The sequence below is a fragment of the Roseivivax sp. CAU 1753 genome, from assembly GCF_054482575.1.
Genome location: NZ_JBTLRF010000020.1, coordinates 1 through 11,834, shown reverse-complemented (window position 1 = coordinate 11,834; position 11,834 = coordinate 1). Strand labels below are relative to the sequence as shown.

The window sequence follows — 11,834 nt, the reverse complement described above, 5'->3', positions numbered from 1 at the left end:
CAAGCCGCGCAAAGTCGCGGTGACAGCCGTCATGAGGAAGCTCGTCGTCCTGGCAAACGCATTGATTAGAGACGGCCGAAAATGGGCACAAGAACCCGCTTGATCATAACGGATACTCGGCAGCGCTCGAGACGATCAAGGAACAGGGCGGCTGGATCGAAACCATCCCCAACCCGAACTACAGAGCCAGAGGGCTGTTCGGGTAAGGCGCCTTCGGCCTCGATTCATCCGCCAAACGGAAAAGAAAAAGGGGACTTCGGGAAGGGTGTTTCAACATCTCAAGGGAGAGCCCAATGACCATCACTGCACAAACCCAGCCAGACCGTCCGGATCCGAGTGTGATCGCAGCGCAGAACGACGCGTTTCGCAAGCTCGCCTGCCTTGGAGTGCCGCCCGCGCAGCCTATCCAGGGCCGGATGCATGTCACCCGCTCGCTTATGGAGGCCGGCGATGGCTTCATGGCCGAGGCGGTGAAGGCGACTGGTGCGTTCGATACATTCGAGCCTGAGAATGACCCGGAAGGCTGGCACGATTTCGGCGCGGTCGAGATCCGGTGCGAGACCGTATTCTGGAAGATCGATCTCTATGAGGCAGATTCGGATTTCCGCTACGGGGCTGAGACCCCGGACAATCCCGTCACCACCATGCGCGTGCTGACCATCATGCTGGCGCGCGACTGGTAGGGCAGGGGATACCCCCTGCTGAAACCCCAGGCGATGAAGGCCCACTGACCCTCAAAGGGAGAGTGGGCCTTTTGTCGTGGTGATCCCTGAAGCCGGGGATTGGTCACGCGCAAGCGCGCGGGCCGCATCTCACCCACCTGAAAGGATATCCCATGACCACAAGCTTTGCCCCTCTCACCGTCGCCATCGGCGATCTGGTCCCGCATCCCGCCAATGTGCGCAGCAACGCGCCGGAAACCTATGACCCCGAGAACATCGCCCATCTGAAAGCCAGCATCGCTGTGCTGGGCCTGCTCCAGCCTCTCCTGGTCCAGAAGCTCGACGGCAAATACGCTGTCCTCGCCGGTGGCCGGCGCCATGCCGCGCTGAAGGAGCTGGTCGCTGACAAGGCCGCGAAGGGGTTCACCGCGAAGACCAAGGTGGACTGCCGCCTTGTGCCGGAAGACTGCGACGTCACCACGGCACTGTCGCTCGCCGAGAACATCACCCAGGCACCGATGAATGCCATCGACGAGTTCGAGGCCTTCGCCCGGATGATGGAGGTCGACGGCCAGACGCCCGAGACGATCGCAAAGACTTTCGGCACCACCGTCGCCGCCGTCAAAGGCCGGTTGCGCTATGGCCTTATCCATCCCGACATCCGCGCCGCGGCCCGGGCCAAGACGATCACACTCGATACGATGAAGGCCTTTGCCGAGCATCCCAGCCAGGAGGTGCAGCACGAAGTCTTCGAGGCGCTGACCAAGGAAGACAGCTACCTGCAGGCCTATACTGTCCGTCAGGCTCTCAAGTCCCGCGGGGTGCAGGTCAGCGATGAGATCGGGGCCTTTGTGCGCGAGGACTACGAAGCGCGGGGTGGGGCCATCGCGGCCAATCTCCTGGAAGAGCATTCCGTGCTCGAGGATGCGGCTCTTGTCGAGACCATCCTACTCGAGAAGCTCGGGGCCGCTGCCGAGGAAGCCCGCGTAAAATGTGGCTTTGCCTGGGCGGATGCGATGGTGCGCTATGATTACGCGACCATGGCCAACTATGGCCGCGTCTATCCCGGCCCGATCGAGCCCGATGAGGCCGCCCAGAAGCGCGTGGATGAGATCACCGCCGAGCTTGAGAAATTGCAGCTCGAGATGGAAGGCGAGGGGCTCGAGGACGGTGCCTACGATGCGCTCTACGACCGTGTGGACGCCTTGGAAGAGGAAGCGCGCGATCTGCAGGAGGCCTACAGCGCCGAGGACCTCGCGCGGTCTGGTGTGATCGCGTCCTGGTCGGGCGGGCAGGTAACCCTCCATGTTGGCCTCGTCCGCCCGGAAGACACCGTCAAAGAGGAGGGCGCACGCGGCTCCTCGGCTGGCCCGCCCGGAGAGGAGGCCCCGGACGCCGGCGAAATCACCTACCCGGCCTCGCTGGCTGAGGACCTCAAGACCGAGCGGGCCATGGCCCTTGGCGCTGCGATGGCGCTGCATCCGGAGGCCACGCTCGATCTGACGCTCTTCAAGCTGGTCAGTGACGTTCTGGCCAGCGGCATGAGTGTCACGCAGGCGATCAAGATCGATGCCCGCAAGGAATACCGCAGCCACGCCAAGATGGACGAGATCGACGAGACCTCGCTAGAGCAGGTGGCGGCGGCGCATAATGCGCTGGACCTCTCGTGGCTCGATGACACCCGCCCGCCTGCGGATCAATTCGCGGCGTTTCGCGCGCTCAATGCGGGTGAAAAGGCCAAGCTCGTCGCCTATGCCACGGCCAGCACCACGCAGTCCTGCTTCGCGCGGGACCGGCAGCGCGACAGCCTGATGTATGAGTTCGAAATCGAGATCATGCCCGACATTCGCGCGTATTGGACGCCGAACGCGGCGCTGTTCAATCGCTTCAAGAAGGCCTGGCTCCTGAAGATCCTCGGCGAGGATCTGGGTCTCGCCCAGGAGGCGGTGACGCTGGCCTCGTCGAGCAAGAAGGAGATCGTCGCCTTCTGCGACAAGCTCTTCGCCGAACCTTTCGCCACACTCACGGACGCGCAGCGCGCTGCCGTGGGCGCCTGGTGCCCGCCTATGATGCAGACGGCCGGTCTCGCCTTTGATGAGGCGGAGCCCGCTGCGGAAACCCCGGAGCCTGACAGCGAGGTCGCGCAAGCGGCCTGAGCCATCACGCGACCCGCGCGTGGACCATACCACCCGCGCGGGTCGACCCTCCCACACTCAACGGAAAGACATCCCCATGGCTATTCTCAAGTTCTCTGCGTCCGCTGTTGCGGCACAGATCGCCCATGCGCGCGCCTGCAAAACCTTCCTGCCCAACTGGAACGGGCCCGTGGACAGGCCCGCCCTGATCCTGATCGTCGGCAATGGTGTGCATCTGCGCTCAAACGGCATCGATGGCACGACCACCCGTATCGTCACCACCGAACAGGCCGATCCCTCCTTCGCTTTTGCCGACGGCATGAACCCATTTTGGGACACGGACTGGATGGCGCAGCGCCGCATGGCGTTTCGCGATCTTACCGGCCAATTTTACACCGACATCCTGGATGACGTGCAGGTGCTCATCGACCGGGGGCGGGGGGCGATCCGGCTCGCCACTGATGGTCACAGCATCCGCGTCTTCGTGCGCCGGGCCTCAGATTATCTCATCGGCGGGACATACGAAGTGCCCTCGGGTCTTGGCGGCACCTTCCGGGTCATCCTCAAGAATGCCTGCGATACCTTCGCGATCGTGCAGAACTGCGGCAATTGCGAGGATTTTGACGCCATGCAGCCCTACCGCGTGCCGCTCGATGCGCTGATGGAAATCGATGACCGGAGGGCTGCCTGATGGGATGGCTGTTCTACACCGACCGCCGCATAAAATCCTACGCGGATGAGAAGGCGGAAATTTCCCGGCTCTGCACCTTCGATAGTGACACGCGCAAAACCGAACTGGTCAAAGCCTGCAAAGTCGGCTCCACCTGGTATGCGGCGGCAAGGGTCACCAGTCTCGACGGCACCCCGGTCGAAGATCGCACCTACATGCCGGACAAAGATGGCTCAATAACCTTCGCGGCGGTGTTTTTCACGCGCTACGATGACGGCTGTTGGGGCTATAAGGACATGGAGGAAAGCGCCGGCCCAGTGGAATCCCGCGCGCCGCGAAGCATTCTGAACCTGCTGTCCGAGATCAAGGATCCCGACAGCTATGCCCATGCCTGGCGGCAACGTTGCCGCGATTGGGCTGCGATCCCGGACTACGAGGAGGGCGACAAGATCAGGCTCGCAAAGCCCGTGACGCTCACCGGTGGCAGCACTTGCCAGATCGTGACGGCCACGCATTATCGTTGCGGTCGCCAAAAGCGGCGCTGCTACCACATCGAGGAAACCGGTGGTCTCGTACGGCTTTCGAAAGCCTTGCTTGCCGGCTCGGAGCTGCTCAGCTCCGCGAAAGGTGCTGCCAGCCCGGTGCTGGCGGAGTTCCTGGCGAGGCGAGATTAGGTCCTGCGCCGGACGGTTCATCGACCTGCCCGGCGACAGCAGATCCTGCGCCTTGTCTTGACAAGGCAATGCAAATGCATTACCTATGGCAGGCAGCAAAGACCCCCTTTCTTTCAGGAGACTGCCATGACAGCGCTCGCACAAGATGTCTCGAAACTCACGGATCGGTATCAGACGACCGTGCCGGCGGGTGTGCGCAAGCAGCTCAAGCTGGGCAAGGGCGACCAGATTCGCTACTGCACCGAGCCGAGTGGCAGGGTCTATATCGAGCCCGTGCGCAGCGACGAGGAAGATCCCGCGCTCGGCGCCTTTCTCGATTTTGTCGAGGCCGATATCAAGGCGCATCCGGACCGCATTCGGGCGTTCGATGGGGCTTTGCATGACCGTCTTGCAGCACTGGTCGGAGACGTTGACGTCGATCTCGATGCGCCGCTTTCGCTCGAGGAAGAATGACCGGCGATACCGAGCCCGCCCAAGCGCCCCTTGTTGTAAACGGATGGTCGATTTATGCGCATCCGCTCTTTCTGGACCAGCTCGAAGGGCTGATCGAAGAGGTCGAGGCGCGTAAGGCACGCGATCCCAAGACCTGGCGCAAGAAAAATTCCACGAAACGGCTGGCCGCCATCTTCAAGCTGGTCACCGAGGCCATACCGGCAGATCCGGGTGCCGCCGCTTTCCGGCAAGGCGGCACACTCGGCGATCACCGCAAGCACTGGTTCCGGGCGAAATTCTTCCAGCAGTATCGGCTGTTCTATCGGTTCAACAGCGATGCGAAGGTCATCGTGGTGGCCTGGGTGAACGACGACAAGACGCTGCGCGCCTATGGCAGCAAGACGGATGCCTATGCGACGTTCAAAGGGATGTTGGAAGATGGCAATCCACCTGACAATTTCGACGCGCTCTTAAAAGAAGCAGCGGCGGCGGACAAGCGGTTCGAGACGGCTGTCGAAGCGGCGCCCGATCGGTAAGTGGCCCGGTTAGCTGTGAACCTTACGGCCTTGCCGTTTACGGCACCACTCTGGGTGATGTAGCATCGACCCATAGTATAGTCGGAGGAAGCGCAATGGACCCAACGGGTAAGGAAGAACCGTACTTCGGCACTGGTGGGCAAGGCGCATCTCGGATGAAATGGAAGCATTCGCAATTTGCTGTGCGCGTTGCAGACATGCCCGATGACCTCGGCAAGCTGCTGGATATGGATCTCGAGGAGTATGTCCGTGGCCGCTGAAGCGAATGCGTATGACGCGTGGTTTCGCATGACGGTAAAGGCCGCGCTCGAGGATGCACACGCTGGAACTTCACAGGTTCAGGTGATGCAGGCCGCACAGGCATTGATTGATGCGAAGCGGCAGGTCGAACCCAAGTCCTGACCAAGCCTTGGAGGTCAGCGCGGTCTGACCTCATCACCCCGAAAAGCAAAAGAGGGCTTTTTGTCCTTTGGAACTCAGACCCTGATCCAAAGGAAATCCCCATGTCCAAGCCCAAACCGGCAAACCCGGCTCTCTCAATCTCCGACGCTGATCTCACCTCTGCGCTGGCGCAAATCGGCGCGGAGATCGACCACCAACCCCTGCGCAGCTCGGCGCTTGCGCGCATCATGCGCGAGACGTTTCATGGCAGCGATGCCGGCGGTGCCTGGGACTGGCGCATGGCCTATGACCTGATGCAGGCCGCGGCCGTCCAGGTGCTGCTGCGTGGCGACAGCAGTGAGGATGATTACTTCGCCGCAAAACTCCTCGCGTCCCAGCTGCTGACGGAAACCCGCCGCTCCGAGCAGCAGATCCGGTTGCAGCAGTTTTCCACGCCACTGCCATTTTCCGCCTTGGCCGTGCGGGCGGCTGCGGTCCGCAAGGGCGAGACCGTGCTCGAACCATCCGCCGGCACTGGTGCCTTGGCTGCTTTCGCTACCCGGGCCGGTGCCACGCTTGTGCTCAATGAAATCGACCCCTTTCGTCAGCGTCTCCTGCGCGCGGTTTTCGGCGGAGAGGTCACAGGCCACGACGGCGAACATATCGATGATCTGCTGCAGACCCTGGTTCTGCCCGACGTCGTGGTGATGAATCCGCCCTTCGCCTCCTCGGTCGATCGCTCCCGGGACAAGCACATCGCTGCCAAACATCTCATCGCGGCTGCAAAGCGTCTCGCGCCCGGTGGGCGACTGGTGGCGATCATGCCGCCGGGATTCACGCTCGAACGCGACGCCGCGCATTGGTCCCGCGCCTGCGGTCTCCTGACGCCGCGACTGGCGCTGACGATGCCGGGGCAGGTCTACCGCAAGCTCGGCACCTCAGTGGAAACCCAGCTGATGGTCTTCGACAAGGTGCAGGAGGACGGCGAGATGATTCGCGCTATAGTCCAGGACCTTGAGGAAGCCCTTCGTTTTGTCGACGCCGTGGCCGCGACCCGGCCTGAGATGCGACCCGCCCAAAGGGCGGCGGTGATCCCTCACGGGCGGCCGGTCATTCCATCATCTTCCCCGCGCAAGCTTAGCGCTGCGCCTTTCGCCGCTTCGAAGCCTGAGGCCAATGCCGTTCTTCCGCTCAGTTTCACGAGCTTCGATGTCCCGCGCGACAACTCGCCCGTCTCGGATATCTATGCGCGCTACCGTCCGCAGCGGATCGCGATCGCGGGCGCGCAGGAACATCCCACGCCGCTGGTCGAAAGCATCGCCATGGCCTCGGTCGCGCCGCCCATGCCTTCATGCGCGGCCAGTTCGGAATTGCGTCTGCCTGCCCGGTTGATCGAGGAGGGACATCTTTCTGAGGCGCAGCTCGAAACCATCATCATGGCGCATGATGCCCATGGACGTGACCTGCCGGGGCGGTTTGCGATCGATGACGACCAGACCAAGCTGACGCGCGCCGACGATGACCCCGATGCACGGGCCTATCGTCTCGGCTATTTCCTCGGAGACGGCACCGGTTGCGGCAAGGGCCGTGAATGTGCAGGGCTCATCCTAGTAAACTGGCTGGCCGGACGCAGAAAGGCGATCTGGGTCTCCAAATCCGCCACGCTCATCGAGGACGCGATCCGCGACTGGACCGATCTCGGCGGCTCACCCGCCGATATCCAGCCACTCTCCAAATGGAAACCCGACCAGACCATTCCGATGGGCGACGGTATCCTCTTCGTGACTTACGCAACGCTGCGCTCGGCGGGCAAATGCGGCACCACGCGGCTCAGCCAGATCCTCGACTGGATGGGCGAAGACTTCGACGGCGTGCTGGCCTTTGACGAGGCCCATGCCATGCAGAACGCGGCCGGGTCCGAGCAGGGCAGGGGGATCAAACCCTCCCAGCAGGGCCTCGCGGGCCTGCGGTTGCAACTTGCGGCACCACGCGCCCGCGTCTTCTACATCTCGGCCACGGGCGCCACGAGCGTGCACAACCTCGCCTATGCCGCGCGGCTGGGGCTCTGGGGGCAAGGGCCTGAATACCCCTTCCCGAGCCGCGAGAGCTTTGTCTCGGCGATGGAAGCCGGCGGTGTCGCTGCCATGGAGGTGGTGGCGCGCGATCTCAAGACGCTCGGGCTCTACACGGCCCGCGCCCTCAGTTTTGATGGGGTGGAGTATGACGTGCTCGAACACGCGCTCACCCCGGCCCAGATCGAGATCTACGACGCCTATGCGGGCGCGTTTCGGACGATCCACCACAATCTTGAAGCGGCGCTGACAGCGACTGGCGTCAATGACGCCTCGGGCGAGACCAATGCCTCGGCCGCACGCGCCTCGGCCAAATCCCGCTTCGAAAGCACGAAACAGCGCTTCTTCAACCATCTCCTGATGGGCATGAAGGCGCCGACCATCATCCGTGCCATCGAGCAGGATCTGGCGGCGAACAAGGCTTGCGTCATCCAGGTGGTCTCGACGGGAGAGAGCTTGCTGAAACGGCGGCTTGAGACAGTGGACCCCGAGGATGAACTGGTCGAGGGTGCGTTGACGCCGCGCGACTATGTTCTCGGCTATCTCGAGCAGGCATTCCCGATCCATGCGCAAAAGCTGGTCGAGATCGACGGCAACATGGTGGCCGAGCCCTTGCGGGATGCCAATGGGGCGCCGGTCGTCTCGCGCGAGGCGCTCGCCCTGCGCGACGCCGCCATGATGGAGCTGATGACGCTGGCGCCGATCCCTTCGGCGCTGGATCAGATCCTTTGGGCCTTTGGCGATGAGGTCGTGGCAGAAGTCACGGGCCGGTCTTTCCGGCCGCTCAAGGCCGAGGACGGTCATCTCTTCATCGAAAAGCGCGCCGCCAGCAGCAATTCGTCCGAGACCCAGGCCTTCATGGACGGGGAGAAGGATATCCTGATCTTCTCCGATGCGGGCGGGACGGGCCGGTCCTATCATTCAGCGCAAACGGCCAAGAACCAGAAGCGTCGGCGCCACTACCTGCTGGAGCCCGGTTGGCGCGCCGATGCGGCCATCCAGGGGCTCGGCCGCACGCATCGTTCGGCCCAGGTCAGCGCGCCTTTCTTCCGGGTCTGCACCTCGGATGTGCATGGCGAGAAACGTTTCACCTCGACTATAGCCAAACGCCTCGACCAGCTCGGGGCCTTGACCAAGGGCCAGCGCGAGACCGGCTCGCAAGGCATGTTCCGCGAGGAGGACAATCTCGAACGCCCGATCGCGCGGGCGGCATTGCGTGGCTACTATGCCGATCTTGCCGCCGGGCGCGCCAAGGCGATGAGCTGCGAGAGCTTCACCGACTGGACCGCGCTGCGGCTGATCGACAAGGACGGCGTGCTCCTTGAGGAGCTTCCCCCGATCCAGCGGTTTCTCAACCGAGTGCTGGCGCTGCCCATCCACATGCAGAACGCGCTCTTTGCCGAGTTCATGCGCCGGATTGCCGATCAGACCGAACGGGCGCACGCGGCAGGCACGCTCGATCTCGGCGTGGAAACCCTGCGTGGCGAAAAGATCGAACAGGTCTCCAACGAGGATCTCTGGACCTGCCCGAAATCCGGCGCCGTGACGCGGATTATCGGGCTTGAGGTCACCGACCCGGTCCATGTCCTGAGCGCCAAGGAAGCCATGTCGCGCAATCCCGACAAGCTGCCCATGGTCAATCGCGCCTCGGGTCGCGCGGCGCTCATCTCGGCGCGCCCGATGCAGATGTATGACGAGGATATCGTGACGCTGATGCGCAAGGCGGTGCGGCCAAACGGGTCGAGCTATCTAGAGGAGACGCGGTTCGAGTCCTCGGCCTGGGAAGAGATCGGCAAGCCTGAGTTTGCACGGCTTTGGGATGCCGAGGCTGCGTCCCTGCCAAAAACCACCACGACCAAGCTCTATCTGCTGACCGGGCTGCTCCTGCCGATCTGGAAGGACATTCCGACCACCAATGAGCGCATCTACCGGGTCACGCCCGACGGGGCGACCGCGATGATCGGGCGCACGCTCAGTGAGGAAGGGGCAGCGGCGCTGCGCGCCCGCTTCCTCGTGTCCAACCCGCAAACACCGCAGGAGATGCTGACCGCCGCCCTCGGCACCACCGCGCCACTCGATCTGGGCCGGGGTCTGACGCTGACCCGTCGCCGCGTCGCAGGCGGGATGCGCCTCGAGCTGGGCGGTGCCGAAAAAGGCATGATCGAAGGGCTCAAGGCAATGGGCTGTTTCACCGAGATCATCGCTTTCCAGTTGCGGGTGTTCCTGCCGCATGGGGACGGGATCGACACGGTCAGCATTCTGGCCCGGATCGTGGGGCAGCTGCCACACGCCGCGTCTGTGGCAGCAGAATAGGGAAGGGTGAGATCATGACTCTCGAAGACATCAAGTCGGCCGTCGATGCCGGGCAGACCGTGCACTGGGCCAATACCGGCAATCTTGTGCACAAGGACCGGCTCGATCAGTACCTCATCAGCTATCTGCCGAACGGCAGCTGCATTGGTCTGACCGACCGGGCAGGGAAACGGTTGAACGGCAAAGAGGCGGAGTTCTTCATCGCGCGATTGTAGGACGGCGCGGAAAATCCGGGCGGCCAATCAAGATGACAGGGGCAGGGGAGGGGCGTAGCGCCCGGAGGCGCGGGGGCATTCCCACTCGGACGGCAGCTCTGACCCGTGGGCCGGGCTGAAAGGAAAGCGAGCTTTCTGTTTTGTGATCCCTCAAGGGGTCAAGAAAGCAATCCCGGATGCGCTGGCAAGAACGTCAGGCACTGACCAACCGAAAAGGAACCATCCCATGTTCGCAGGAACCCTCACCCGCAATGTCGAGACCGCAGCCGCTCAGTACACCGGCATGATCCACTCCACGCGCTTTGACATCGCCATCCAGCTCGAAACCCGCTCGAAGATTTCCGCGCGCAGCCCCGATTACGACGTGACGGCGATCAACAAGTCGGGCCGCAAGGTGCGCATCGGCACGGCCTGGAATGAGACCGGCAACACCAGCGGCAACCCCTACATCTCGATGCAGATCGATGTCGGCCTCGGCCCCTTCCGGGTCAACGCGGTGCAGACCAAAGAGGCGCGCGCGGTCCAGAGCGGCGAATTCGAGATCATCCCGCTGGTCTCAAACGGCCTGATGAAATCCGGCTCGATCTCGGGCGAGCTCACCGCGATGGACGCGGACAACGCCTTCACCGGCTACATCGCCAACATGATGTTCGATCTGGAGTTCATGCTGATCGAGAACAGCTACAAATCCGAAGAGACCCACCCCGATTACCGCATCGAGGTCAGCTCGCCCCGGGGCACACCGATCCGCGTCGGCTCGGCCTGGATGGCGAAAAGCAGCCGCACGGGTAATGACTACCTGTCGCTGCTGATCAACACGCCCGATGGCGACTTGCGCGTCAACGCCGTGCAGAACGAAGAACAGCGCGGCGGGCAGACCTTCTCGATCATCCCGTTCATCGACAGCGGTGAGCAGCCGCAGGACGCAGGCGCGGGGCTATCGCTGGTCGCGTGATCAGCGCGCGAGGGGAGCCAATCTGAACCGAAAGGGGAGCCGTGGACCACGGTTCCCTTTTGCTTTTCTGGTTTGGTTGAATGAACGCCGCGCGCGTTTGAGACGTTCGTGTCACTCGCAGCGAAGTTAACCGAAGAGCCCATAGTGCAGTATTTCCGCAATGCAGCTAATGTCGGCTTTCAGGTTTCAATTGCCGAATACTCATCGGTGGGTGATCAACTGGTCACCAAGGCGACGTCACTTTCGCAGTGGTTTCCGTCTTCCATCATCTCCAGCACTTTGATGTATCAACTGGCCATCCGTTCTTCGTGGGCGAAGGGGCTGAGGCCAAGCCATTTCTGCATGCAATTTGCGATCTCGGGGGTGCCCGTCAGGACCATCCGTCCGCCTTCCACCGCTTTCTCGACGGTATCGACGCCCATCCATATTGCAGTCATGGTTCGCAGTTGGCTTTCCGCGTAGAGGTCAACTTCGTGACCTGGGTCAGTATAACAAGCCTCAACGCCGGTATTTGGATCCACCAGAAGCCAGTTATTTTGCTTTGCGGTCGCAAGATCATTGAACACGAACTGAAGGCACACTCGTTTCTTGGGCAACGGGTCAATGTCTAGGCCGCGGTGCATGTCCCAGATCAGCAGTTCTGGGTCGAGATTGTCGAGCGAAATCCCTGTGTGGATGTATATGGACCCCGCCTTATTGCAACGGTCTTGGAAGGTCTGGTTTAGGATCACGATTGCTGACGTATATCCGGCTTCTGTGAACGGCCCAATACTTTGTCGCCGCGAGCCC

At 62.4% G+C, this 11,834-nt stretch carries 10 protein-coding genes and 4 pseudogenes; 12 read left to right on the top strand and 2 right to left on the bottom strand.

The genetic code is table 11. The features are described 5' to 3' along the window. The 9 genes and pseudogenes from ACXYMN_RS19535 to ACXYMN_RS19495 form a co-directional block, all read left to right on the top strand. Window positions 1-103: pseudogene (locus ACXYMN_RS19535) on the top strand (IS110 family transposase); the annotation flags it as partial. Window positions 104-125: 22 nt separating this feature from the next. Continuing rightward, window positions 126-206: pseudogene (locus tag ACXYMN_RS19530) on the top strand (DUF6330 family protein); the annotation flags it as partial. A gap of 87 nt (window positions 207-293) precedes the next feature. Then, window positions 294-683 (top strand): DUF3768 domain-containing protein, encoded by a 390-nt coding sequence (locus ACXYMN_RS19525; RefSeq protein ID WP_459015731.1) that lies wholly within the window; start codon window positions 294-296, stop codon window positions 681-683. A gap of 152 nt (window positions 684-835) precedes the next feature. After that, complete coding sequence (locus ACXYMN_RS19520; protein ID WP_459015730.1) at window positions 836-2,818, top strand: ParB/RepB/Spo0J family partition protein; 1,983 nt, start codon at window positions 836-838, stop codon at window positions 2,816-2,818. A 76-nt stretch (window positions 2,819-2,894) separates the two neighbouring features. Further along, complete coding sequence (locus tag ACXYMN_RS19515; protein WP_459015729.1) at window positions 2,895-3,488, top strand: regulator; 594 nt, start codon at window positions 2,895-2,897, stop codon at window positions 3,486-3,488. Next, window positions 3,488-4,141: a DUF6927 domain-containing protein gene (locus ACXYMN_RS19510; RefSeq protein ID WP_459015728.1), complete on the top strand. Its 654-nt coding sequence runs from the start codon at window positions 3,488-3,490 to the stop codon at window positions 4,139-4,141. The genes ACXYMN_RS19515 and ACXYMN_RS19510 overlap by 1 nt, the downstream gene beginning before the upstream one ends. Window positions 4,142-4,267: 126 nt before the next feature. Then, complete coding sequence (locus ACXYMN_RS19505; protein WP_459015726.1) at window positions 4,268-4,594, top strand: type II toxin-antitoxin system PrlF family antitoxin; 327 nt, start codon at window positions 4,268-4,270, stop codon at window positions 4,592-4,594. Further along, window positions 4,591-5,109, top strand: coding sequence for a type II toxin-antitoxin system YhaV family toxin (locus ACXYMN_RS19500; RefSeq protein ID WP_459015724.1), 519 nt, complete (start codon window positions 4,591-4,593; stop codon window positions 5,107-5,109). Before ACXYMN_RS19505 ends, ACXYMN_RS19500 begins: the two co-directional genes overlap by 4 nt. 249 nt (window positions 5,110-5,358) lie before the next feature. Continuing rightward, window positions 5,359-5,511, top strand: coding sequence for a StaA (locus tag ACXYMN_RS19495; RefSeq protein ID WP_299793466.1), 153 nt, complete (start codon window positions 5,359-5,361; stop codon window positions 5,509-5,511). Between the two features lie 134 nt (window positions 5,512-5,645). Here ACXYMN_RS19495 and ACXYMN_RS19490 read toward each other — a convergent pair whose 3' ends face one another. Continuing rightward, the gene (locus ACXYMN_RS19490) at window positions 5,646-6,350 is read right to left on the bottom strand and encodes a hypothetical protein (protein ID WP_459015722.1); all 705 of its coding nucleotides are present in this window, start codon (window positions 6,348-6,350) and stop codon (window positions 5,646-5,648) included. Here ACXYMN_RS19490 and ACXYMN_RS19485 point away from each other — a divergent pair. The 3 genes and pseudogenes from ACXYMN_RS19485 to ACXYMN_RS19475 all read left to right on the top strand — a co-directional run bounded on the left by ACXYMN_RS19485 (window position 6,312) and on the right by ACXYMN_RS19475 (window position 11,045). Then, window positions 6,312-9,875: a strawberry notch family protein gene (locus ACXYMN_RS19485; RefSeq protein ID WP_459015721.1), complete on the top strand. Its 3,564-nt coding sequence runs from the start codon at window positions 6,312-6,314 to the stop codon at window positions 9,873-9,875. The genes ACXYMN_RS19490 and ACXYMN_RS19485 overlap by 39 nt on opposite strands. Before the next feature lie 14 nt (window positions 9,876-9,889). After that, window positions 9,890-10,192: pseudogene (locus tag ACXYMN_RS19480) on the top strand (hypothetical protein). A gap of 124 nt (window positions 10,193-10,316) precedes the next feature. Next, window positions 10,317-11,045 carry a DUF736 family protein gene (locus ACXYMN_RS19475; protein WP_459015720.1) on the top strand — a complete coding sequence of 243 codons (729 nt, stop codon included), beginning with the start codon at window positions 10,317-10,319 and terminating at the stop codon, window positions 11,043-11,045. Window positions 11,046-11,332: 287 nt separating this feature from the next. On the opposite strand, the pseudogene ACXYMN_RS19470 reads toward ACXYMN_RS19475, so the two are convergent. Beyond that, window positions 11,333-11,834: pseudogene (locus ACXYMN_RS19470) on the bottom strand (hypothetical protein); the annotation flags it as partial.

Excerpts from the sequence above, each read along its gene's own strand:
- ACXYMN_RS19525 (WP_459015731.1), top strand. The coding sequence starts at position 294 with ATGACCATCACTGCACAAACCCAGCCAGACCGTCCGGATCCGAGTGTG.
- ACXYMN_RS19520 (WP_459015730.1), top strand. The coding sequence starts at position 836 with ATGACCACAAGCTTTGCCCCTCTCACCGTCGCCATCGGCGATCTGGTC.
- ACXYMN_RS19515 (WP_459015729.1), top strand. The coding sequence starts at position 2,895 with ATGGCTATTCTCAAGTTCTCTGCGTCCGCTGTTGCGGCACAGATCGCC.
- ACXYMN_RS19510 (WP_459015728.1), top strand. The coding sequence starts at position 3,488 with ATGGGATGGCTGTTCTACACCGACCGCCGCATAAAATCCTACGCGGAT.
- ACXYMN_RS19505 (WP_459015726.1), top strand. The coding sequence starts at position 4,268 with ATGACAGCGCTCGCACAAGATGTCTCGAAACTCACGGATCGGTATCAG.
- ACXYMN_RS19500 (WP_459015724.1), top strand. The coding sequence starts at position 4,591 with ATGACCGGCGATACCGAGCCCGCCCAAGCGCCCCTTGTTGTAAACGGA.
- ACXYMN_RS19485 (WP_459015721.1), top strand. The coding sequence starts at position 6,312 with ATGCCGCCGGGATTCACGCTCGAACGCGACGCCGCGCATTGGTCCCGC.
- ACXYMN_RS19490 (WP_459015722.1), bottom strand. The coding sequence starts at position 6,350 with ATGCGCGGCGTCGCGTTCGAGCGTGAATCCCGGCGGCATGATCGCCAC.
- ACXYMN_RS19475 (WP_459015720.1), top strand. The coding sequence starts at position 10,317 with ATGTTCGCAGGAACCCTCACCCGCAATGTCGAGACCGCAGCCGCTCAG.